Source organism: Kineothrix sp. MB12-C1 (assembly GCF_030863805.1).
Classification (GTDB): Bacteria; Bacillota; Clostridia; order Lachnospirales; family Lachnospiraceae; genus Kineothrix.
This window is the reverse complement of sequence record NZ_CP132957.1, coordinates 703,604-728,386: the sequence shown is the minus strand read 5'-3', so window position 1 is coordinate 728,386 and position 24,783 is coordinate 703,604. Positions and strand designations below refer to the sequence as shown.

Here is a 24,783-nt window from a genome sequence, read left to right as displayed (position 1 = left end):
AACTCCTTAGATGTAAAATAGCAGTTGGCCGTAGGTCGGATAAGGAAGCAGCATATCGGGAATTTCTGTCTCTATCTTATTAGCTACCTCTTTTAATTCGTTCATGATAGGAAGAACCTTTTCATGGAATAAATCGGCCCGTTTTTGTATATCCTTCACCGATTCGGCTTCTATAGTGACTTCTTTCAGTTCTTCTATCTTGAAAGAGAGGGCATTGGAAGCTTCGGTCAGGCTTTTCACAAGGGTTTCTTCCGAAGCGGTGGAGAGGTTAGGAATTAAGGCCTTTTTCTCTGCAGCATTTTTAGCGATGGAAGCGGAATAGTTGTTAACGGCAGGAAGGAAGTCTTTTACGAGCATTTCCTGCATGGTTTTCGATTCGATGGCAATTGTCTTTGCATAGTTTTCCAGTAGAACTTCATAGCGGGAGAAAATCTCTCCTTTCGTAAAGACGCCATGTTTCGTAAATAAATCCACATTTTTGTTAGCAATAAAATGTGGGAGAGCCTCCGGAGTGGAAACCAGATTGTAAAGACCTCTTTCCTTGGCCTCCTTCACCCATTCCTCGGTATAGCCATTGCCGTTGAAGATTACTTTTTTATGTTTTTTGATTGCTCGCTTCAATAATTCGTGCACCGCATGTTCCATCTCTTCCGGAGTGGTATCCTTCAGTTCATCGTAGAATTGTGACAGTGATTCAGCTACGGCAGTGTTCAGTACCATATTCGGGTTTGCCACGGAGGCGGAAGAGCCGAGCATACGGAATTCGAATTTATTGCCGGTAAAGGCAAATGGTGAGGTCCTGTTTCTGTCGGTGGTATCTTTAATGAAGTGGGGAAGTACATGTGCGCCGGTTTCCAGCTGTACCGGATGTGCTTTTCCAAAGTAGGAATCCTCTTCAATCGATGTTAAGATGGCTTCCAATTCATCCCCGATGAAAATGGAAACGATTGCCGGAGGTGCTTCATTGCCGCCAAGGCGATGATCGTTACCGGCACCGGCAGCGGCTACTCTCATAAGATCCGCATAATCATCCACTGCTTTAATGACTGCCATCAGAAATACAAGGAACTGAGTATTTTCCGCAGGGGTTTTGCTGGGATCTAATAGGTTTATTCCGGTGTTCGTAGAGATGGACCAGTTATTGTGCTTTCCGCTTCCGTTAATACCGTCAAAAGGTTTTTCATGCAATAGGCAGACAAGGTTATGTTTTTCAGCCGTCTTTTTCATGACTTCCATGACAAGCTGATTATGATCGACAGCTACGTTGGTAGTATCGAAAATAGGTGCAAGCTCATGCTGCGCGGGAGCAACTTCGTTATGTTTTGTTTTGGAGGGAATGCCAAGTTTCCACAATTCATCGTCCAGATCGTGCATGTAAGAGGCAACTGTTGGCTTTAGAGCACCGAAATAGTGATCTTCCATTTCCTGACCTTTCGGAGCCTGGGCACCGAACAGAGTTCTTCCCGTGAAAATAAGGTCACGGCGCTTCTTGTATAAGTCCTTCGGTATCAAAAAGTACTCCTGTTCAGGACCTACGGTGGTGTTGACACTCGTTACCTCTTTATTTCCCAGAAGATGAAGCATTTTTACCGCTTCTTTGTTTAGGGTCTCCATGGAACGAAGAAGCGGCGTCTTTTTATCGAGTGCTTCGCCGCTAAAGGAACAAAAGGCTGTCGGAATACAAAGAGTACGATCTTTAATAAAGGCCGGTGAAGTGGGGTCCCAGTTTGTATATCCCCTCGCTTCAAAGGTGGCACGCAGGCCGCCGGAAGGGAAGCTGGATGCATCCGGTTCTCCTTTTATCAGTTCCTTACCGGAAAATTCCATAATAATCTCACCATTTCCGTCCGGAGAGATAAAGCTGTCGTGTTTCTCAGCGGTAAATCCAGTCATAGGCTGGAACCAATGGGTAAAGTGTGTTGCACCATTTTCAACCGCCCATTCTTTCATAGCAACCGCTACTGAATTGGCAATATCCAATTCCAGATGGGTCCCGTTTTCAGTTGTCTTGCGGAGGGCTTCATATACGTCCTTCGGGAGTTTGTTGCGCATTACTTTGTCATTAAAAACCAGGCTTCCGTATAAAGTAGGGATATCTTTTGGCATGTCATAATTCTCCTCTCAAAAAAATGTAACAGGGTGCTTTTCTACAAAATAAAAAAGGCACTTCGGATGCGTCCATCCAAAGCGCCTTTGCTTTATGGAGTGAGTATTACACGAAGAAAAAGAATTGTCAAGTATTTTTGGAAAAATTATTTGGGGGATTTACAAACAAGGAAAAATAAGATATAGTAATTCTATGGTTTTTTACGATTAACGGCAATGGCGTCGGTTACCCTTATATATTAGGGAATCCGACGCCTTTTTTGTGTTTTATATTATTTAAAGTGGTACAGGAGGAAGATGTGATGGCAGTAAAATATGTTTTTGTTACAGGCGGTGTGGTATCAGGACTTGGAAAGGGAATTACCGCAGCATCGCTCGGCCGTCTTTTAAAGGCGAGAGGTTATAAGGTAACGATGCAGAAACTTGATCCCTATATTAATGTAGATCCCGGCACAATGAATCCGATTCAGCATGGGGAGGTCTTTGTAACAGATGACGGTACGGAAACGGATCTGGACCTGGGACATTACGAGAGATTTATAGATGAAAGTCTGGATAAGAACTCCAACGTGACAACGGGTAAAATATATTGGTCTGTACTTCACAAAGAGCGCCGCGGAGACTACGGCGGAGGAACGGTACAGGTCATTCCGCATATTACCAATGAGATAAAAGGATGTTTTTATCAGGCGAAGACGCAGGATGAGGAACGAATTGCAATCATCGAGGTGGGAGGTACGGTGGGCGATATTGAGAGTCAGCCCTTTTTGGAGGCCATCCGGCAGTTTCAGCATGATGTGGGGCATGAGAATGCTATTTTAATTCATGTTACTCTGATTCCTTATTTGAAAGCATCGGGGGAATTAAAGACAAAGCCTACACAGGCTAGTGTGAAAGAGCTTCAGGGAATGGGGCTGCAGCCTGATATCTTGGTCTGTCGGTCGGAATACCCCATCTCCTCTGAAATAAAAGATAAGATCGCCCTGTTTTGTAATGTGCCAAAAAGCCATGTATTGCAGAATTTGGATGTAGAATATCTTTACGAAGCACCCTTGGCAATGGAGAGAGAGAACTTGGCACAGGTAGTGTGTGAATGTCTTCGTTTACCATGTCCGGAACCTGATTTGGAAGATTGGAAGCGTATGGTGAATGACCTGCGGCATCCGGAAGCGGAGGTTGAAATAGCTGTCGTAGGAAAATATATACAGCTTCATGATGCCTATTTAAGTGTTGTGGAAGCATTAAAACACGGTGGAATTGCCTGTCATGCCAGTGTAAAGATTCGCTGGATAGATTCCGAATTGCTTACGGAAGATAATTATGAAGAACTGTTAGGCGGTTTGAGTGGGATACTGGTTCCGGGCGGTTTCGGAACAAGAGGAACGGCAGGGAAGGTTCTGGCAGTAAAATATGCGAGGGAGAATCGCATTCCATTTTTGGGAATTTGTCTTGGAATGCAGGTGGCGATCATAGAATTTGCCCGTAATGTGCTCGCATATCATGATGCGGACAGCATAGAGATAAATCCTAATACGCCGCATCCTGTCATTGACCTTATGCCGGAACAGAATGGGGTGGAGAACTTGGGAGGCACTTTAAGACTTGGTTCCTATCCTTGTAAGTTGAAAAAAGGAACAAGATCTTATGAATTATATGGAACAGAGGAAATTTCGGAGCGTCACAGACACCGCTATGAAGTGAATAACAATTATAGGGAGAAGTTAGAGGAGAGAGGGATGATTCTTGCCGGTCTCTCCCCGGATGACAGGATTGTGGAGATGATTGAAATTGCGGATCATCCGTTCTTCATAGGAACACAGGGACATCCGGAATTAAAGTCCAGACCCAATCATTCACATCCGCTATTTGCGGGACTTGTGTGTGCAGCCGTTGAATATAAGAAAGAAAGAGGTTTTCGATTATGAGAATAGAAGAAGGATTGTATCGACAGCAATTTGAACATGATAACTGTGGTATCGGAGCTGTGGTGAATAGCAAAGGTATTAAAAGCCATAAAACCGTGGAGAATGCTCTGAAGATTGTGGAAAATCTGGAGCATAGGGCGGGAAAGGATGCAGAGGGAAAGACGGGTGACGGTGTTGGAATCCTGCTTCAGATTTCTCATAAGTTTTTTTCGAAGATATGTCAAGAAGAAGGTATCTCCATAGGGGGAGAACGGGAATATGGAATTGCCGTACTGTTCTTTCCTCAGGATGAATTGAAATACAATCAGGCGAGAAAAATGTTCGAGATTATTGTGGAGAAGGAAGGGCTGGAGTTCTTAGGATATCGAAAGGTGCCTGTATGCCCGGAGGTGCTGGGACATAAGGCGTTAGAGTGTATGCCCAATATCGTGCAGGCATTTATTAAGAAGCCGGAAAATGTGGAAAAGGGACTTTCCTTTGATAGAAGGCTGTATATTGCCAGACGCGTATTCGAACAGAGCAACGACAATACTTATGTGGTGTCCATGTCCAGCCGCACCATCGTATATAAAGGGATGTTTCTCGTAAATCAGCTTCGCACATTCTTTACCGATCTGCAGGATGCTCACTATGAATCTGCTATTGCTATGGTACATTCTCGTTTCAGTACTAATACCAATCCAAGTTGGGAACGGGCCCACCCCAACCGTTTTATCGTACATAACGGAGAAATTAATACGATACGGGGAAATGCGGATAAAATGCTGGCAAGGGAGGAAACTATGGTTTCCGATTATCTGAAGGATCAGCTTCATAAGGTGCTTCCGGTCGTGGATACCAGAGGTTCTGATTCCGCCATGTTAGATAATACGCTTGAATTCTTGACGATGAACGGAATGGATCTGCCGTTGAGCGTTATGCTTACAATTCCGGAGCCATGGGCGAATAATAGTACACTTTCTCAGGAACGAAGAGACTTCTACCAATATTATGCGACCATGATGGAGCCTTGGGATGGGCCTGCCTCTATTTTATTTTCTGACGGCGATGTGATGGGAGCAGTTCTTGACAGAAATGGTCTGCGTCCATCCAGATATTATATTACGGTGGATGGTGATGTAATTCTCGCTTCGGAGGTGGGAGTTATTCCTATACCGGAGAAGGACATTATACTTAAGGAACGTTTGCATCCCGGGAAAATTCTGCTTGTGGATACGGTGAAGGGGCAGATTTTCAATGATGATGAATTAAAAGAACTCTATGCCGGAAAGCAACCCTATGGAGAATGGCTGGATAGCAATTTGGTGGAGCTGCATAATCTGAAGATTCCCAATATCCGAGTGGAAGAGTACGAAGGAGAAGCGCTTCGGAGAATGCAGAAGACATTCGGATATACTTATGAGGAATATAGAAAGTCCATTTATAATATGGCGTTGAACGGTTCTGAGGAGATTGTATCCATGGGAACGGATATCCCCCTTGCCGTGCTTTCCCAAAAGCATCAACCCTTATTCAATTATTTCAAGCAACTGTTTGCGCAGGTGACGAATCCCCCCATCGATGCTATCCGCGAGGAGATTGTCACAAGTACGACAGTCTATGTAGGAAAAGATGGAAACCTATTGAAGGAACAGCCGGAGAACTGTCAGGTATTGAAGGTGAATAATCCGATTCTGACCAACACGGATATGCTGAAAATTAAGAATATGAAAGTGAAAGGATTTAAGGTCGCCGTAGTTCCTATTGCGTATTATAAAAGCACACGCCTGGACCGGGCGATTGACAGACTGTTTGTGGAAGTGGATAAGGCTTATAAGGATGGCGCAAACATTCTTGTACTCTCCGACAGGGGTGTGGATGAGAATCATATGCCGATTCCATCTCTTCTGGCCGTGTCTGCAGTACATCAATATTTGGTAAAGACAAAAAAGAGAACTTCGCTTGCGATGCTCCTGGAATCAGGGGAACCGAGAGAGGTGCATCATTTTGCAACACTGCTGGGATATGGAGCTTGTGCCATCAATCCATATTTGGCACAGGATACGATAAAAGAACTGATCGGCAGTAAGCTGCTCGATAAAGATTACTATGCGGCTGTGGATGACTATAACAGTGCTATTTTACACGGAATCGTAAAAATTGCATCCAAGATGGGAATTTCTACGATTCAGTCTTATCAGGGATCGAAAATATTTGAAGCTCTTGGTATCTCTGAAGAAGTAATTGATAAATATTTCGCGGGAACTGTGAGCCGTGTGGGCGGCATTACTTTAAAGGATATTGCTAATGATGTGGATGTGCGTCACTCCAAAGCTTTCGATCCCCTCGGTCTGCCGACCAATTTGGAGCTGGAAAGCATGGGTATCCATAAGCTGCGAAGTGAAGGAGAAAAACACCGCTATAATCCGCAGACGATCCATATGCTGCAGGAGTCCACAAAGCATGGGGATTATAGTATGTTCAAGCAGTATACGGAGCTGGTGGACAGGGAACAGAGCGGTTATCTGAGAAGCTTGATGGACTTTAAATACCCGGAAAAAGGAATCTCCATCGAGGAAGTGGAGAGTGTGGATGAGATTGTAAAGCGTTTTAAGACCGGTGCTATGTCCTATGGTTCTATTTCCCAGGAGGCTCACGAGACACTTGCTACCGCCATGAATATGCTGCATGGTAAGTCTAATGCCGGCGAGGGTGGTGAGAGCGATGAGCGTCTGGACAGTGCAGGAGGTGCTGTGGATCGCTGTTCCGCAATTAAGCAGGTGGCTTCCGGACGCTTTGGTGTTACGAGTCGCTATTTGGTCAGTGCAAAAGAAATTCAAATTAAGATGGCGCAAGGGGCAAAACCCGGTGAAGGCGGTCACCTGCCCGCTAAGAAGGTTTATCCGTGGATTGCGAAAACGAGACATTCCACACCAGGTGTAAGTCTTATTTCACCGCCTCCTCATCATGATATTTATTCTATCGAGGACTTGGCAGAACTTATTTATGACCTGAAAAACGCAAATAAATATGCGAGGATTTCGGTGAAGCTCGTTTCAGAAGCCGGAGTGGGTACGGTTGCTGCCGGTGTCGCAAAAGCCGGAGCACAGGTTATTTTGATTTCAGGATATGATGGAGGTACCGGAGCAGCGCCTCAAAGTTCGATTCATAATGCAGGGCTTCCGTGGGAGCTCGGTTTGGCCGAGACTCATCAGACACTTTTGAAGAACGGACTTCGCAGTCGTGTTATGATCGAGACAGACGGTAAGTTGATGAGCGGTCGTGATGTGGCTGTGGCTGCTTTGCTGGGTGCGGAGGAGTTCGGTTTTGCGACAGCACCTCTGGTGACGGTAGGCTGTGTTATGATGCGGGTTTGTAATCTGGATACCTGTCCGGTGGGTGTGGCAACCCAGAATCCAGAGCTGCGAAAGCGTTTCGCTGGGAAACCGGAATACGTAATTAATTTTATGCGCTTTATCGCGCAGGAGCTGCGTGAATATATGGCGAAGCTGGGTATACGCACATTGGATGAGATGGTTGGGCGTACCGATCTGCTGAGGCAAAAGGAAACTCCGGAAAGTTCTATGGCTTTCCAGATGGATTTGAGCGCAGTTTTAAATAATCCTTATGTGGGAGCAGACACGAAAGTTACTTTTGACCCTGCTCAGGAATATGATTTCCGACTGGAAGAGACAAAGGACGAAAATGTACTTCTCAAAGAGCTGAAAACAGCAGTGGAAAAGGGAAAGAGATCCAAACTTGAAGTTTCTGTTAGCAATACAGACAGGGCATTCGGAACAATTCTCGGCGCAGAGATTACAAGAAAACATAAGGAAGGGCTGCCGGAGGATACCATTACTGTTTCCTGTACAGGAGCGGGTGGACAGAGCTTCGGCGCATTTATACCGAAAGGTCTCACTTTGACTCTTTGCGGTGACTGTAATGATTATATGGGCAAGGGCTTGTCCGGCGGAAAGATTGTGGTGTATCCGCCGAAGGAGAGGAATTATAAAGCGGAGGAAAATGTAATTACAGGAAATGTTGCACTTTATGGTGCTACCAGCGGAACCGCCTACATATGTGGGGTAGCAGGAGAGCGTTTTGCAGTCCGTAACTCAGGGGCTCATGCGGTTGTAGAGGGCTTAGGAGAACATGGCTGCGAATACATGACCGGCGGACGTGTAGTTGTGCTTGGCAGAATAGGAAAGAACTTCGCAGCCGGAATGAGCGGAGGTATCGCTTATGTGCTGGATGAGAAAAATGATCTGTATAAGAATCTGAATAAAGAGATGGTATTCGTTGAGAAAGTGGAGACAAAGCCTGATATTCAGGAGCTTTATGATATGATTGCAGCTCATGTGGAAGCTGTCGGCTCTGAGAAGGGACAGGAGATATTAGCGCATTTTCAGGAGTACCTGCCCAAATTCAAGAAAATTGTTCCTGAGGATTATAAGAAAATGACCACTCTTGCAGCGAGATTGGAAGAGCAGGGTATGTCTCAGGAACAGGCACAGCTGGAAGCGTTCAATGAGAATTTTAGTAAAGGAGCTGAGTAAGAATGGGAAAGCCGACAGGATTTTTAGAGTATAAGAGGGAAAGTGCTAAGCAGGAGGAGCCGAGACAAAGAATCGGACACTTTGGAGAAATTAAGAAGTATTTATCCAAAGAAGAGCAACAGAAGCAGGGAGCCCGCTGCATGGAATGCGGCGTTCCGTTCTGCCAGTCAGGAATCCTGCTGGGAGGAATGGCTTTGGGATGCCCGCTGCACAATCTGGTGCCGGAAACCAACGATTTGGTATATACAGGAAATTGGGAACAGGCTTATCTGCGCCTTTCCAAGACCCATAGCCTGCCGGAATTTACCGGCAGAGTATGTCCGGCTCCCTGTGAGGCATCCTGCACCTGCGGACTGAACGGAGAACCGGTAGCTATCAAGGACAATGAACATGCTATCATCGAAACTGCTTTTGAAATGGGATGGGTAAAGCCACAGATTCCCGAGATAAGGACAGGGAAGAAAGTTGCCATAATCGGCAGCGGTCCCGCCGGTCTGGCAGCGGCGCAGCAGCTTAACAGAAGAGGGCATCAGGTAACTGTATTTGAAAGGAGTGACCGGATCGGAGGACTTCTGCGCTACGGAATCCCCAACATGAAGCTGGATAAAGCGGTAATTGACCGAAGGGTACGGCTGATGGAGGAGGAAGGTGTTATTTTTAAAACAGGGATGGATGTAGGTAAGGACATAAAGGTCTCTGAACTGAAGAAAGAGTTTGATAGAATTATACTTTGTTGCGGAGCTTCCAATCCGAGAGATTTGAAGGTTCCCGGAAGAGATGCCAATCATATCTTTTTTGCGGTAGATTTTCTCACAGCGGTGACAAAGAGCGTTTTCGATCCTGATTTTAAGGCGCAGAAGCTCGCACCGGTCAAAGGAAAGCATGTATTGGTCATCGGCGGCGGCGATACAGGAAACGATTGTGTCGGTACGGCGGTTCGTTTGGGAGCCAAATCCGTAATCCAACTCGAGATGATGCCGAAGGCTCCCGACACGAGAGCGGACAATAACCCATGGCCTCAGTGGCCCCGTGTTTCCAAGACGGATTACGGCCAGGAGGAGGCAATTGAAGTATTCGGCCATGATCCAAGGATTTATCAGACTACGGTGACAGAGTTCATAAAGGATGAAAGAGGAAATGTTCAGAAAGCTAAGATTGTGAAATTAGAGAGCAAAAAAGATGAAAAGACGGGACGTATGAACATGGTGCCGGTAGAAGGATCCGAAGAGATCATTGATGCGCAGCTCGTTCTGATTGCGGCTGGTTTTTTGGGCAGTGAGAAATATGTGACGGAAGCTTTTAAGGTGTCTGTGAATGAGAGAGATAATGTGGAGACTAAGCCGGAGGAATATGAGACTAGTGTCCCCGGTATTTTTGCGGCAGGGGATGTGCGTAGAGGGCAGTCTCTGGTAGTATGGGCGATTCGGGAAGGGCAAAAGTCTGCGGAAGCGGTAGATGCCTCGCTAATGGGCTATTCGAACCCATAAACTTCTAGAGCGATTCTATTGACAATATGAAAGTCCATTGCTATAATGCAACCAAAATTTTATGGTATTAAGAGAGGAGATAATACAATGGAGAACTATACGAGAGAAGCAATACTGCGTATGGCTGAGGAAGAGGATGTGGAATTTATCCGCCTGCAGTTTACGGATATGTTCGGTACGTTAAAAAACATTGCGATTCCCTCCACTAAACTGGAGAAGGCTATGGATAACCGCTGTGTCATAGATGCGTCCTCCATCGGAGGATCTATACGCGATGAGGAAGTTGATATGTATCTGCATCCGGATCTGTCAACCTTTACGATTCTACCGTGGCGGCCGCAACAAGGGAAGGTTGCCCGATTTATCTGTGATATCTATCAGGAAGACGGTACAGCTTATAAGGAGAGCCCGCGTTTCATTCTCGACCAGGTTGTGGCAAAAGCTGTGAGTGCAGGATATACGTTGATGGTAAACCCGGAGTGTGAATTTTTCCTTTTTCATACGGATGATAATGGAATGCCGACAACAACAACTCATGAAAAAGCAGGATATATGGATTTAAGCCCGGTTGATTTGGGTGAAAATGCCAGAAGAGATATGGTGCTGACACTGGAAGAAATGGGATATGAAATCGAATCATCTCATCATGAGATCGCTCCGGGACAGCAAGAAATTGATTTTCAATTTTCCGATGTACGAGAGACAGCCGATAAAGTAATGACCTTCAAGGTGGCAGTGCGTACTATTGCTAAGAGACACGGCCTTCACGCTACCTTCATGCCAAAGCCCAAAGCAGGAGTAAATGGTTCCGGTATGCATATCAATATGTATCTTATGAAAGATGGAAAAAATATTTTATCAGACGCCGAAGATGAGATTGGATTGAGTAAAGAAGGGTATTCCTTTATGGCAGGGATTCTGGCACATATTAAAGGAATGACTGCGGTGTGTAACCCTCTTGTGAACTCGTATAAAAGACTGGCACCGGGATTCGAAGCACCTTCTGATATTACTTGGTCAACGAAGCAGCGTACGGCACTCGTTCGCGTACAGACACAGAGGGAAGAGGGGGCAAGATTGGAACTGAGAAGCCCGGATTCCGCATCGAATCCATATCTGGTATTTGCTTTATGTCTGGCAGCAGGTCTGGATGGAATAGAAAAGAATATGCGGATAACTAAGGAGCTGAAAGAGAATATTCGAAGATTCTCAAAAGAAGAAAAGAAGCAGGCAGGTATCGATACTCTGCCGGAAAATCTGAGCGAGGCTCTGGATGAATTCGCCAAAGATCCGCTTATAAAAGCTGTTCTGGGGGAGACTTTTGTAAACTGCTACCTGAAAGCTAAGCAGAAAGAGTGGGAAAGATACATGGAGCAAGTTTCTGAATGGGAAATTGAACAGTATTTGTACCGTGTATAAATGCTGATTATTTAGTTTTGCAATTGTCTAATAATAAATAAAATAGGAGGTAGTACATGAGCATCATTATCGTCGCTTTACCGAAAATTGAAGATGCAAAAAAGATACGGAAAATACTGATTCAGCATGGATTCGAAAATACCGTAGCATGTACGACCGCCGCTCAAGTCCTGAGTGAAGTCAATAAAGGCCTATCAGGACTGGTTATAAGCAGCTATAAGCTTCCAGATATGTATTATGGAGAACTGAACGATCTTTTGCCCGAATTCTTTGAACTATTGCTCATAGGTTCTCCCAGTGTGGTCAGTTCTGCAGAAATAAGCGTTATGGCCGTGACAATCCCAATTCGTACTTTTGAGTTAATAAATACCGTGGAAATGCAACTTCGTCAAATTGGGCGAAGGTTAAAAAAAGAAAAGAAAAAAGGAAAGATACGTAGCGAGCAGGATGAAAATTATATTAAAAATGCAAAACTTCTTTTGATGGAAAGGAACCATCTGACAGAAGAGGAAGCATATAGCTATATACAGAAATGCAGTATGGACAGCGCCACTAATATGGTGGAAACGGCGCAGATGATCTTAACACTGATTTATGATGAGATATAAAGTGTATCGTACAGTTACTCCTCATTAAAATACCATATTATTGCCGCGGTTCGCTTTTTAGAAAGCAGGATAATACCTCATCTACAAACCTTTCCCGTTCATTGATCCACGGATTGTGGCCGGAATGTTCAAACCATACAATTCTTTTATCGGGTGCATTCAGTAGCCGCTCGTATTCCTCGACCAGCACGGTAGGTGCGTTGATATCATGCCGCCCCAGAAAGAAGTAGACGGGAACGTTCAGTTCGGTGTAATCCGTCCTCATGTCGATATCATAAAGCTGCTGGTACACATGGCCAAACGTATTGATAACGCCGCGGGCATAGTTTATTTTATCGAGCAGCCCATATTCGGAAGAACCGATATCCCGTAAGGTATTGTAACCGGGGTTCTGGATACTTGGATTGCTTGTCATGTAGCTGTTTAGGTAATTAATGTATGCTGCGCTTTTCCACGTGACATCTTTGCCGTAATAGGGCGGTTCACCGTTTTCCACAAGCTGTTCTATGAGAGCAGTATTGCCATTATCTCTAGCGATTTCCATCGCCTTTGCGTAGTCCATGCATTCGGTTTCGACAAAATCAATCATCTGTCCTGTGCCGATTAAGGCGTGGTAGGATTCAGGATCTTTGTCAATCAGGAAAATTCCCAATGCACTGCCCCAAGATTCGCCTATTAAATATATTTTTTCTTGTGAAAAACGTTCCTTTAAATACTCCGTCAACGCGCGGCCATCTTGAAGGTAGGTATCTACGGTGATGTCCTTCGTTTTCTCGGCATAGTAGGATTTGCCGGAACCGGGCTGATCCCAGTTCACAACGACAAAGTGTTTTTCCAGTTCTGCCAACTCATGGCGTACTGCAGCCATCTGCGTGCCGCCGGGGCCTCCCGCCAGAAAGAGCAGCACAGGTTTGCTCTTATCCCAACCTCTCAGGCTGACCCACTGTTTTCTGCCGTTGAGCTCAAGCCCTGTCAGTTCTGCAATACTGTTTTCGGGCATGTTTCCATTCTCGTCGATAATGCGTGGGGTGGATGCAGTTAATTGTGTGAAAGCGACAAAGATTAGGTTAAAAACCATCACCCCGGAAAAGAACAGTGCCATCTTTTTCAGGCGTGTGATCTGCCTTGGATTCGGCTTGCCGAGGAGTCGTGCGATGATGCGATGTACTAACAGGAGCAATAGCCCTGCAAGTGCGATGACGGATAGTGCGGTCATAATAAGAAATAGGATTGTTTGAATCATGATAAGGCCTCCATTATTTTATGGGTTATCAAATAAGCTGTATGACAGACTCATTGCTATCATAGCAATCGAATCTGTCATACAGCTTAATCCAATCTTAAATCTACCTTAAATCGTAGAAATCGTAATTCTAAAGGCACAGCCCTTATCGCCGCCTTGGGACAATGTCAAATTGCCTCCGTGTGCCTCGGCGATTTTCTTCGCAATAGAAAGGCCCAACCCGCTGCCGCCGGTTTCGGAGTTGCGGGAATCATCCGCCCGGACAAAAGGCTTGAAAATATCCTGTACGAGATGGGTAGGAATTCCAATTCCATCATCGCCAAAATCGATTACTGCTTGATGATTTTTTACTGTCAGACTTACGGTAACTTTTGTTCCCTGTAAGTTATATCGTAACGCATTGCTTGCAAGGTTCTGAATGATTCGCCCGAAATGGTTTGTATCCAGCAGGACAAAAATACCGTCTTCGGGAATATGGAATTCATATTCAAAGCCCGCCTGTTCTAACTGGGGCACAAGCTCGCCGCATAGCTGGCGGAGGGTTTCACTTAAATCAGTTTCTTCTGTCTTTAAGGAAAACTCCGGGCTGTCCATTTTGGAAAGCTCAAATAGCTCATTGAGCAGACGGTTCGCCCTCTGACTGTTTTGATGAATGATCTTTAGTTCGGGAAATTCAGATTTTTGCATAAGTAATTCTGTATACCCCTGTATACTGGACAGCGGATTCTTGAGGTCGTGAGAGATATCGAGAATCAACCGCCGTCTATCCTCCTCTGACTTTTTACGAAGAGAAATCTCACTCTCGATCCGGGCTGCCATATCGTTAAAAGTATTCTGCAACTCAGCAAACTCATTTTTCAGGTGCAAATCCACCCGTGCGGAATAATCACCCTCACGTAAAAGCCTTGTACCATAACAGAGCTTTTGCAAAGGGTCTGTAATTTGCGCAGCAGTGATTCTGGAATAGATCATTGTTAGAATGGCGAGTAACAAAAGATACACGGCAACAGCTACAGCAAAAACAAGTGCGGCTCATCTTCGATCCGACTTCGGATGCGGCTGATATGAACCATCACAGTGTTATCGTCATAATAGAATTCATCATCCCAAACTGCTTGATAAAGCTGCCGTTTTGTGAAAACTCGCTCTGGGTTTTCCATAAAATACAGAAGTAGTTTATACTCCTTTGCGCCGAGTTCAATAAGTTCTCCATCTTTAAAGACACAGCATTTTTCTTTATTGATAGATAGGTTTCCATATGTAATGCTTGTAGTGACCTTTTCTCTAGGTTGCAGATATTCATTACTCCGGCGTAACTGTGCACCTACACGCGCTATTAACTCAGCAACAGAAAACGGCTTAGAGAGGTAGTCGTCCGCGCCTAGTCCAAGTCCTAATACCTTGTCCATGTCCTCCGTCCTTGCGGTCAAAAAGATAACGGGGATAGTGCTGCATTCCCGTATTTTGCGAAGCAGATTAAAGCCGTCCATCACTGGCATCATGACGTCAAGAATTGCTAAATCTATATTCTGAGACATCAGGATGTCCCATGCCTCCTTGCCGTTTCGTGCTGTTAAGACATCGTATCCATTTTCCTCAAGACTGATTTTTATCAGATTTCGGATGTCCATCTCGTCATCCGCAATTAAAATAGTCATATAGTTTTCATACCTCCCCGATGTGCAGTTATTATATAATCTAGAAATAGAACATCTTTTCAAAATCCGTTTCTAAAGCAATACATAAAATCAAAGCAAGTTTTGCAGTAGGATTATATTGTCCGGTTTCGATAGAACTAATAGTATTTCTTGAAACACCTACTAACTCGGCCAATTGTTTTTGGGATAAATGTTGCTTGGTACGTATTTCCCGTAATCTGTTTTTTAGAATTAATTGTTCATTCATGATTCACCGCCTATTTTAAAAAGGTTACTGCAAAGCCAGGGTTAGAAATGTGATACAAACAACAGTGCCGATAATAATTTTGAATAATTCTGTTTTCCTTTTGGTGATTACAAATATTCCTAGACTTTCACAGCTTAGATATCCGAAGATTACAGCTAATAACGAATAGATTTCCTCATATGTTTCCGTATACAGATGGTAAACAGAAAGAATGATAAATATGAAAAGCATACCCCAAACGCCATATTTTCTTCCGTAAGCATGAATGTACAACTTTCCTTCATCTTTTCTTTCATCTCTGCTCATTTTTAAGATTTCTTCCTTTTTCATATGATATCCCCTTCAGAATTTAAGATAGCATAATTAACATAGATTGATATGCCAAGTATACTTGTTATCTATATAATATTCATGCCAAGTGTACTTGTCAATAATAAATTTCATAATTTATAATTTAGATATATGAAGTCTACTAAATGGTAGCCCTCGTATCTTTTGATGTAATGATTCCTATAACCTTGTAAAAAGTTTATTGCTAAGATATAGTAAAATCAATGAATTTAAATATGATAGTGGCTACACTAAAGAGAAAAAGCAGTTGTAGAGGAGGCACGTAGATGGATTTAAAGGAGATTATGCAGGAAAATATATTTGTTGTTATTGGAGATACAACTAATAAAGAGAAATATGCCTGCAAAATAAAAGAAGGTTTAATTGAGCATGGATATAAAGTATATGCGGTAGGAAAAGAGTTGAGTTCTATCAATGAGATACCGGAAGACATCGATATTGTCGATTTGTGTATCAATCCGATAAGAGGGTTAGAGCTAATGAAGGAGAGTAAGAAGCAGTGTAAATGTGTTGTGATACAACCCGGAGCTGAAAGTGAAGCATTATTGGAATATTTGGAACAAAATAGGATCCCCTATATTCAAGGATGTTTATTGGTGGGGTTGAGGTTATATACAAAGGCAGAATAACAATTAGTTTCATATGAAAGTATATTGATTTTGAATGAAGATAAATGTATAATCGAATATATAAGTAATTGCGAAACAGATTAGTTGTGAAAATTTCATACACAATAAATACAGATTGTGAAGAAAGATGGTATGAAAGCTTTCCATACTCTGGTTATGCCAAGCACTACGCTGAGCCAGAGAAGAAATCCTTTTCAGCAAGGGCTTCAAGTATTCCTATATAGGGCGAAAGGAGGTGGTAAGGTTGAAGGAACGGCAGGATAAAATTTTTGCTATCTTTGCTGATCGCCCGAATATCACAGTGAAGGAGTTGGCTGCACTTCTCAATGTATCTGAAGTCACTGTCCGAAAAGACCTTTCTGCACTTGAGAATAGCGGAGTTTTACGGCGTACTCATGGAGGTATTGCTCAAGTTTCCTCAGATTCCATAGAGAAGAGATTACAGTTTCGTTATAATGAAAAGCTTAAGATAGCGAAGGAAGCAGTGAAGCTCGTTGAAGACGGAGACTGTATATTGCTAGAGGCAGGTTCTACCAATGCACTGTTTGCAAGGGAACTGACGGAACAAAAGGAAGTTAAAATTATAACCAATTCACTGTATATTCCCAAAATGCTAAAGGACAGACGTAACGTTCATATTACGGTATTGGGCGGATATTTCCAGGCAGAAGCGGAGGCTATGGTCGGTCCTCTTACAAAGCTTCTATTGAGTAATCTTTCTGTTGACAAAGCATTTATCGGTATGGATGGTTTCTCAGAGCAGTTAGGATTTACTTGTGGTGATTTTATGAGGGCGGAAGTTGGAAAAGAAATGTGTGATAGAGCACGGAAGGTATTTGTTCTTTCAGAATCTTCGAAATTTGAAAATGTAGGGCTGACTACAGTAGCAGAGTTTTCAAAGATAAATACGGTTATTTCGGACAAGGATATTCCTCCGAGAGCCGCCGGGATTCTGAAGAAGTATCAAATCAATACAATAATAGTAGAATAGGAGTGTTAGAATGAATCAGACAATTATTAACGTTGGTCTTATCGGATATGGGCTTAGTGGTCGGGTTTTCCATGCCCCCATATTAACGAGTGTTCCTGGATTTCATCTTCATACGGTGTATGAAACCAGGCCTGAAAATATTGCTTTAATTAATAAGCGCTATCCCGAAGCTAAGGTAGTCGCTGATACCGATGAGATTTTTCGAAATGAGAATATTGAATTAGTTATCGTAGCGACTCCGAACCATGTTCATTTCAGCTACGCTAAGAAAGCGCTGGAAAGCGGTAAGAATGTTCTGGTGGAGAAACCATTCACCTGTACGAGTGAGGAAGCCGATGAGCTGATTTCTATTGCAAAGAAGATAGGTAAAGTATTAACTGTAAACCATAACCGGCGTTGGGATGGTGACTTTAGAACGGTCGAAAAGGTAATAAAGAGTAATCTGCTGGGAGAAATTGTGGAATACGAAGCTCATTTTGATAAGTTCAGACCGGAGCCTGGGGTTAGCTGGAAATACCAAAAGGCATCACAGGCATCGGGAACATTGTATGATCTAGGTTCTCATTTGATCGATCAGGCTCAGTGTTTATTCGGCTTACCGGAGGAGGTATTCGGATATATTGATGTGCAGAGGAAGAATGCCGAGGCTGTGGATAGTTTTGAAGTGATTCTAAGATATCCCGATAAGAAAGTTACATTGAAATCCGGTATGATGATTCGGGAAGCAGCACCTCATTTCAGCATTCATGGAAGAAAGGGCTCCTTTATAAAATATGGAGTAGATATTCAGGAAGAGGAACTTAATAATGGGAAGATTCCAAAAGAATGCAAAGACTGGGGACTGGAGCCTGAAGTAATGTATGGAAAAATCAATACAGACATAGAAGGACTGCATGTCACCGGAATAATAGAAAGTGAAGCCGGTGATTATCGTGAACTCTACCGCAATGTATACGGAGTGCTGACGGAAGGGGAGGAACTTGCAGTAACGGCTCAGCAAGCGCGTAATACCATTCGGATTATTGAATTAGCGGAGCAAAGCAGTGAAGAAAAGCGTTGGATGAGATTCGAATAAATACAGTTTACATATTTAATAATGTTACTGCTAAGAAAAACTTAGAGCCGCAGTGTCAGCGGCGGAACGGAGATTTCTATGGATGATTTGAAAGAATTATTGGATGAACTGGAACAACAGGAACGAGAACTACAGTTTAATGAATTTACGAGTGAAACTGCTTTGGAGATTGGAATGCTTATTATTAAGAAGGCCAAAGAAAATAATCTCGCTATAACGATGGATATTACCCGTAATGGACATCAGCTATTTCACTATGCATTTGATGGTACAGGACCGGATAACGACCAGTGGATCATTCGGAAGAATAGAGTCGTTAACCAATTTAATAAAAGCTCCTATCATGTTGGGACTGAACTGAGAGGTGCAGGTAAGACTATGGAGGAGAGAAGTCTGTTGAGTAGTTTCGAATATGCAGCTCATGGGGGGGCCTTCCCAATTATTATAAGAAATGTTGGTGTGGTAGGTACCATTACTGTATCGGGGCTTCCCCAGCAGGAAGACCATGCGCTAGTCGTATCCGTTATTAAGGAGTTTTTAAATCTAAAATAATAAGTTGTTAAGTTTTAAGCCTGGCCTAGTGGTCAGGCTTTTTTAATAATAGGAAAGTGCTCCTATTACAGAAAATAGATGCGCAGCTACGCGCACGGAATAAAAGCCCTTAATTTACTAGTAAAGTTTCGAAGAAGGATATATAATTATTCTTGAAAGATGATATAATTATTTTAGAATATAGAGGGGAGTAAAATATAATATTAGAAAAAGTAACAAAATAAAAAGGATTCAGAGTGAAAAAAAGTCATAATATTGCACATGTTGTACAAAGAATAATAAAATCGTGAAAGAATATTGACAAAAATAACGGGTGGAAATATAATTATCTCAATAAGTGAAATAATTATTTCATAAAGTCGGAATAATTATCCCACCTTTGATGAAAGGCAAAGGAAGAATATGAGTAATATCAAAGAAGTAGCACAAAGAGCAGGAGTATCGATACCGACGGCTTACAAAGCATTAGGAGGAACCTACTATACGAGTCCGGAGATTCGTAATAAGGTTTTTGAAGCGGCAGAAGAATTAGGTTATGTACATAAGGCTTCAAAGATAAATGGAGACAATTCAGATAAGGTAATAGCTATTGTACTGGATGAGATCATTAACCCATTTTACAGCAATATGATAAAGGAAATGTCAAAGGAATTCGAGAATCTGGGATATCGGCTGATTGTAATGTATAGCAATAATAATCAGGCATGTGAGAAAGCTGATTTCGAGATGATCCTAAAGCATAAGATTAATGGGGCAATTTTTATTCCTTCATTTGAGACGAATGAAGATATTATCAGGCATATGATTGTGAGTAAATTCCCCATGCTCCAACTATTTAGGGATGTATATGAAGGGGTAGATACCTTATTGATCGATGATGAACTTGGCGCTTACTTAGCGGTTCAATATTTGATTCAAAATGGGCATCGGAAGATTATGCTTATAGCGAAGACACATCCATCATTGGTCAGACGTGAGAAAGGCTATATGAAAGCTTTTGAGGAGGCGGGGATATCCTATGAAAGTGAATGGCTCTACCTAATGAATTATGACAATTGTACCAAATCGATGATTAAGCAGAAGATACAGGAGATAAGCCCCACGGCAATTCTTTCCGTAGGAGAGAATATCGGTACGAACGTCATTCAATCTCTGAATGAAATGAATCTTTCAATTCCAGAAGATGTAAGCTTGATTAGCTATGATGACTTTGCTTGGACAGCTACCTATGGTATTACGGCAATTGCCCATTCTTATGAATCGATAGGAAGATTAGCGGCACAGATGATGCATGCACGATTCATGGATATGGGAGAGAAGAAGAGGAAATCCGCGGAACGTTTGATCTTAGACCCGTACTTGATTTCCAGAAACTCAGTTAAAATTATAGGGAGGCAGGAAGAATGAAAAGTAGAAAACAAAAAAGATTATTAGCAATTGTACTTGCAGGAATTATGATGTTTTCATTGGCAGGCTGCGGAAGCGGCGTCAGTAGTGAACCGGTAGCTGATAGTGATTCTGCCGGCGCGGGAGAAACGTCTTCACCCGCTCAGGAGACGACGGACGCACAGGTTAGCTTTGTGTTCGCGGAGCATGTTGCGAATGTGGAAGAGCAATCACCGGCAGTTTACGCAGTCGTACAGGAATATATGAAGCAGCATCCGAATGTAACGATTACGCTCCAGGGAACAACGACCGATGAGCATATTAGAAATATGAAAATGGCAGCCCAGAGCAATTCCCTTCCCGAACTTTTCTGGATGGAGCAGGGAGGCGCTGTTGAGATGGCAAATGCAGGAATATTGGCAGATATCACGGAAGACATAACCGGAGATCAGGCATGGGTGGATAATTTCCTTCCGGGTGTTTTGGATTCTATGAAGATTGATGGAAAGATATATGGAATTCCCTGTGAGCTTCAATCCAATGGTATATGGATGAACAAAGCATTATTCGATGAATACGGCTTGGAAATGCCCGCGACATATGAAGAATTCTTAAATTGTGCGAAGGTATTTAATGACAATGGGATTATTCCTCTGGCGCAGGGAGCCAAAGATACCTTTACTGCTTGGGCATTTGAAAATATGCATTGCAGATTCGGTTTCTTCGATCATATCGATGGCATTATCGAAGGAAGTGATCAGTGGAACAATCCGGATTACCTGAAGTTCTATGAAAAGCTTGAAGACATGAGGAACAACAACGTATTTTCACCCAATGTTTCTAATTTGAATTATGCTCAGTCAGTGGAGGAATTCCTGGCAGGAGAAGCAGCAATGCTCAATTCCGGCGTATGGGATACGAAGAAATTCGACCAAAGCGATCTGGCGAATGATGTATATTACTGGTGGGGACCGACTTTCTCCGATGGAGTCGGCACACAGGAAGTTTCTATGAAGGCGCCGGCACATCCGTATGTTGTTTCCGCTAAGGTGAAAGAGGAACAACCGGAAGTGTATGCAGCGATTATCGATTTCTTGAAATTCTTCTATAGTGAAGAAGGAACGACAATCATTGCAAGAGATAATCAAAGTATCCCGGTAACGAAGTATTCCGGTGAGATCGATTCTGAGAAGTATCCGGTATTCGCTCGTGTTATGGAGAGAATGAATGATGATTGGGCAAGCCCGGCAGTATGTCCTGATATGTATATTTCCGGTCAGCTCATCAATCAGTATAGAGAAAGTATGATAGGTGTTGTGAACGGAACTTACACACCGGAGGAAGCACTTAAATTTATGGACGAACAGCAGAGCATTATCCAATAGTCCATATAATCCAAAAGAAAGGGCCTTTGCCATATGTATTGGTTTAGTAAACGATATACGAAAATAGGGATGATAGCACCAACTATGTTACTTTATTTAACTTACGTCATCATACCGGTTCTGATTGCGTTTTATTATAGCTTTACTAATTTCACAGGAATCGGGAAACCTCAATTTGTCGGATTACAGAATTTTTGGACCTTGTTCCATGACAAAATATTCTACATTGCCTTAAAAAATACTGTAATTGTACTTACCATGACTGTTTTAATGGTGGTACCGGGCTCTTTCTTTTTGGCATTGCTGTTAGATAGAAATTTTAAGGCCAATAAGCTGGCGAAAGCGTTGAACTTTTCGCCGAATATTATTTCGCCTATCTTGGTGGGGTTGATATGGGTATTTATTTTGGACCCGAAGATGGGGCTGATCAATGCGGCACTCAGAGGAATGGGGTTCGATTATTTCCAGCCTGAATGGATAGGAGGGCAAGTGCTTACCCCTTATGCGGTAGCATTTGTGTTTACATGGCAGACAATTGGATATAACGCTACGATCTTCCTGGCGGGACTGAAGATGGTTCCTCATGAGTTGTATGAGGCCAGTGAGATTGATGGAGCTGACAAGGTACAGAGATTAGTATATATAACGCTTCCGATGATTAAACAAACCTTTGTCATTATTATGCTCTTAGTGATCACAGGCTGCTTCAAGATCTTCGAAACGGTATACCAGTTGACAAATGGCGGTCCGAACCATGTTTCAGACTTGTTGGTGACATATATGTATTTCTCAACATTCAATTCTTCAAGATTTGGGTATGGTATGAGTATAGCAGTAGTTACATTTTTACTTACAGCAATTTTTGCCGTTATTTATATTAAGGTAACAAAAGAGCAGATTGGACGGGAGAGTTGACGATGGAAAAGATGGGAAATAGAATTTTAACTATTCTAACATGGATTTTTACAATTATTATAACAATTCCTTTTATATGGATGTTCTTTTTATCCTTTAAAATGGATGCGGAGATTATGGGAAATCCTTTCGCCCTGCCGCAGTCGCTTAACTTCGCCAATTACGAGCATGCTCTTAATATTTTACCATTAGGGAGCATGTACAAGAATACAATTATCATCGTTGTATTTACGCAGATGATTTGCTTGCTCGTAACGTTTATGAGTTCTTTTGCATTAACAAGATTAATGTTTAAGTCAAAAAAATTACAAAATGGGATATATCTGTTCATTTTATTCGGACTGATGATTCCTACATATATTCTATTGTTTCCGATTTACAGAATCAACATTGTGTTCGGTTTGGTAGGAACCTATATATCGGTTATACTGCCCTTGGCAGCCTCGTCGATTTCCTTTAATACGTTATTATTTGTAGGTTTTTTAAAGGGTTTTCCCTCGGAGGTGGAAGAAGCGGCAGTCATCGATGGATGTTCCCTGTGGCAGCTTTGCACGAGGATAACGGTTCCTCTTATAAAGCCGATCATTGCCACGGTAACTGTATTCAATGTTCTGTATGTCTGGAATGAATTTCCGCTGGAGGTGACGTTAATACAAAATCCTGCGATGCGGACAATTTCTATGGGTGTATCCATGTTCCGCGGAAAATATGCGGTGGACTACGGCGGCTTGATTGCCGGAACCCTTCTTATATTAATACCGCAGCTTGTTTTCTACGGATTTTTCCAAAAATATATTGTGGGTGGATTGACGGCAGGAGCGGTAAAAGGATAATACTAAACGGAGGAAAATAAAATGCAGCACAGACCTAAATATCATTTTTTACCTGAAAAAAACTGGATGAACGATCCAAATGCAACTATTTTTTTCGAAGGTACACATCATCTATTTTATCAATATAATCCTACAGATTGGCATTGGGGTAATCTTCACTGGGGACATGCGACGAGTAAAGATTTACTCCACTGGGAACATCAGCCCATCGCATTAACACCTGATATGGAGAACAAAGAGACGGATTGTTATTCGGGATGCAGCTATATACATAATGGGAAAATTGAACTTTTTTATACTAGTGTAGGAAAAGAAGATCACTGTCAGCATGATGGTTCTCAGCAATGGGTGGCTGTTACAGAAGATGGAGTCCGGTGGAAGCAGATAAAAGATAACCCGGTAATGAAAATAGAACCGGAATTCAACGGCGGTAAGAAGCTGACAGAGTGGCGCGATCCCTTTGTTTTCCAGTGGAAAGGCAAAACATATGCGCTGGTAGCAGGTATTGTGGACAATAAATATAGTGCAGTGCATATTTACACGTCGGAAGATATGCGGCAGTGGACTTACGTGAATGAGTTTTTTCGTAATAACTGTGCTAAGGAAGTTATGGAGTGTCCCAATTTAGTTGTTTTTGGAGATAAAGTATTATTTATACATTCCTATTGGGACTTACGTGTACTCCACTATTACGTAGGAACGATTAATGAAGATTGCCAGTTGGAAGTATATAATAAAGGAGACGTAGACTACGGAGATTTCTTCGCATCACAGATTTCTTTCGATGATAAAGGCAGAACCTATCTGTGGGGATGGCTGAGAGAAGATCCGCGCAGAGGCTTATATACGGATGGAGAATGGGCAGGCGTTCAGGCGATTCCGCGAGTGATATCGATTAATGAGGATAATGAACTCGTTATGCAGCGTCTTCCTGAATTTGAGAACTTAAGAAGAGAAAAGGAAGCCATTACCTTGGAAAATTTTTCGGGGGAAAGGATATTCGAAACAAAAAGCAATACGGCAGAAATCAAAGCAGTCATAAAAAGTGATGAAGTATTTACGATACGCATGCTTGCATCCGATGATGGAAGGGAATATACTGATGTAGTATTCAATCCGAGAGAAGGCACTTACTATGCGCCCATGGAGGAGAGCAGCCTGCTGAAGGAAGTGGACAAGAGACCGATCCTCGGATACTTTAAGAAGAGTGAGAATCATGAAGTTGCAATTGATATTCTCCTCGATGGTTCGGTGGCAGAGATATTTGTAGATGATAACTCCGCTATGGCACTGCGCATTTATCCTTCGCTGGAAGGGAAGAATATGAGCTTTTTATCGAAAAATAATGTGGAAAAAGCTAGTATTGAAATCTATGAAATCGAGTTATAACGCGGTAATAACAGAAAATTATCGTGCTGCTGAAGAAAGGAAGAGATGC

General features: G+C 42.7%; 20 protein-coding genes. 14 read left to right on the top strand and 6 right to left on the bottom strand.

All coding sequences use genetic code 11. The annotated features are described in order from the left end of the window. Positions 1 to 6: 6 nt before the first annotated feature. Positions 7 to 2,106: a glutamine synthetase III family protein gene (locus RBB56_RS03480; protein WP_306721014.1), complete on the bottom strand. Its 2,100-nt coding sequence runs from the start codon at positions 2,104 to 2,106 to the stop codon at positions 7 to 9. 302 nt (positions 2,107 to 2,408) lie between these two features. Between RBB56_RS03480 and RBB56_RS03475 the strand changes: the two genes are divergently transcribed. From RBB56_RS03475 to RBB56_RS03455, 5 genes are all read left to right on the top strand, one after another. Then, positions 2,409 to 4,031 carry a CTP synthase gene (locus RBB56_RS03475; protein WP_306721013.1) on the top strand — a complete coding sequence of 541 codons (1,623 nt, stop codon included), beginning with the start codon at positions 2,409 to 2,411 and terminating at the stop codon, positions 4,029 to 4,031. After that, positions 4,028 to 8,566, top strand: coding sequence for a glutamate synthase large subunit (gene gltB, locus RBB56_RS03470; protein ID WP_306721012.1), 4,539 nt, complete (start codon positions 4,028 to 4,030; stop codon positions 8,564 to 8,566). Before RBB56_RS03475 ends, gltB begins: the two co-directional genes overlap by 4 nt. A gap of 2 nt (positions 8,567 to 8,568) precedes the next feature. Then, a complete protein-coding gene (locus tag RBB56_RS03465) occupies positions 8,569 to 10,053 on the top strand; it encodes a glutamate synthase subunit beta (protein WP_306721011.1) in 1,485 nt (494 codons plus the stop codon). 87 nt (positions 10,054 to 10,140) lie between these two features. Next, positions 10,141 to 11,472, top strand: coding sequence for a type I glutamate--ammonia ligase (gene glnA, locus RBB56_RS03460; RefSeq protein WP_306721010.1), 1,332 nt, complete (start codon positions 10,141 to 10,143; stop codon positions 11,470 to 11,472). Between the two features lie 56 nt (positions 11,473 to 11,528). Beyond that, positions 11,529 to 12,080 (top strand): ANTAR domain-containing response regulator, encoded by a 552-nt coding sequence (locus tag RBB56_RS03455; RefSeq protein ID WP_306721009.1) that lies wholly within the window; start codon positions 11,529 to 11,531, stop codon positions 12,078 to 12,080. Between the two features lie 37 nt (positions 12,081 to 12,117). Here RBB56_RS03455 and RBB56_RS03450 read toward each other — a convergent pair whose 3' ends face one another. From RBB56_RS03450 to RBB56_RS03430, 5 genes are all read right to left on the bottom strand, one after another. Next, complete coding sequence (locus RBB56_RS03450) at positions 12,118 to 13,323, bottom strand: alpha/beta fold hydrolase (protein WP_306721008.1); 1,206 nt, start codon at positions 13,321 to 13,323, stop codon at positions 12,118 to 12,120. A gap of 108 nt (positions 13,324 to 13,431) precedes the next feature. Next, entirely contained in the window at positions 13,432 to 14,295 is an 864-nt protein-coding gene (locus RBB56_RS03445) for a HAMP domain-containing sensor histidine kinase (protein ID WP_306721007.1), read from the bottom strand. A gap of 38 nt (positions 14,296 to 14,333) precedes the next feature. Next, complete coding sequence (locus RBB56_RS03440) at positions 14,334 to 14,981, bottom strand: response regulator transcription factor (protein ID WP_306721006.1); 648 nt, start codon at positions 14,979 to 14,981, stop codon at positions 14,334 to 14,336. A 40-nt stretch (positions 14,982 to 15,021) separates the two neighbouring features. Beyond that, positions 15,022 to 15,228 (bottom strand): helix-turn-helix transcriptional regulator, encoded by a 207-nt coding sequence (locus tag RBB56_RS03435; RefSeq protein WP_306721005.1) that lies wholly within the window; start codon positions 15,226 to 15,228, stop codon positions 15,022 to 15,024. Between the two features lie 24 nt (positions 15,229 to 15,252). Further along, on the bottom strand, positions 15,253 to 15,558 hold the full coding sequence (locus RBB56_RS03430; RefSeq protein ID WP_306721004.1) for a DUF6442 family protein: 306 nt from the start codon (positions 15,556 to 15,558) through the stop codon (positions 15,253 to 15,255). A gap of 287 nt (positions 15,559 to 15,845) precedes the next feature. On the opposite strand from RBB56_RS03430, the gene RBB56_RS03425 reads away from it, so the two are divergent. From RBB56_RS03425 to RBB56_RS03385, 9 genes are all read left to right on the top strand, one after another. Then, complete coding sequence (locus RBB56_RS03425) at positions 15,846 to 16,208, top strand: CoA-binding protein (protein WP_306721003.1); 363 nt, start codon at positions 15,846 to 15,848, stop codon at positions 16,206 to 16,208. Positions 16,209 to 16,452: 244 nt separating this feature from the next. Continuing rightward, positions 16,453 to 17,199, top strand: a complete 747-nt coding sequence (locus RBB56_RS03420; protein WP_306721002.1) for a DeoR/GlpR family DNA-binding transcription regulator — start codon at positions 16,453 to 16,455, stop codon at positions 17,197 to 17,199. 10 nt (positions 17,200 to 17,209) lie between these two features. Then, on the top strand, positions 17,210 to 18,274 hold the full coding sequence (locus tag RBB56_RS03415) for a Gfo/Idh/MocA family oxidoreductase (RefSeq protein ID WP_306721001.1): 1,065 nt from the start codon (positions 17,210 to 17,212) through the stop codon (positions 18,272 to 18,274). A gap of 78 nt (positions 18,275 to 18,352) precedes the next feature. Continuing rightward, complete coding sequence (locus RBB56_RS03410) at positions 18,353 to 18,826, top strand: heme-degrading domain-containing protein (protein ID WP_306721000.1); 474 nt, start codon at positions 18,353 to 18,355, stop codon at positions 18,824 to 18,826. A gap of 402 nt (positions 18,827 to 19,228) precedes the next feature. Beyond that, a complete protein-coding gene (locus RBB56_RS03405; RefSeq protein ID WP_306720999.1) occupies positions 19,229 to 20,233 on the top strand; it encodes a LacI family DNA-binding transcriptional regulator in 1,005 nt (334 codons plus the stop codon). After that, the gene (locus RBB56_RS03400) at positions 20,230 to 21,597 is read left to right on the top strand and encodes an ABC transporter substrate-binding protein (RefSeq protein ID WP_306720998.1); all 1,368 of its coding nucleotides are present in this window, start codon (positions 20,230 to 20,232) and stop codon (positions 21,595 to 21,597) included. The genes RBB56_RS03405 and RBB56_RS03400 overlap by 4 nt, the downstream gene beginning before the upstream one ends. A gap of 33 nt (positions 21,598 to 21,630) precedes the next feature. Beyond that, on the top strand, positions 21,631 to 22,512 hold the full coding sequence (locus RBB56_RS03395) for a carbohydrate ABC transporter permease (RefSeq protein ID WP_306720997.1): 882 nt from the start codon (positions 21,631 to 21,633) through the stop codon (positions 22,510 to 22,512). Positions 22,513 to 22,514: 2 nt separating this feature from the next. Next, positions 22,515 to 23,345: a carbohydrate ABC transporter permease gene (locus RBB56_RS03390; RefSeq protein ID WP_306720996.1), complete on the top strand. Its 831-nt coding sequence runs from the start codon at positions 22,515 to 22,517 to the stop codon at positions 23,343 to 23,345. Between the two features lie 66 nt (positions 23,346 to 23,411). Continuing rightward, entirely contained in the window at positions 23,412 to 24,734 is a 1,323-nt protein-coding gene (locus RBB56_RS03385; RefSeq protein ID WP_306720995.1) for a glycoside hydrolase family 32 protein, read from the top strand. The last annotated feature ends 49 nt before the right edge of the window (positions 24,735 to 24,783 follow it).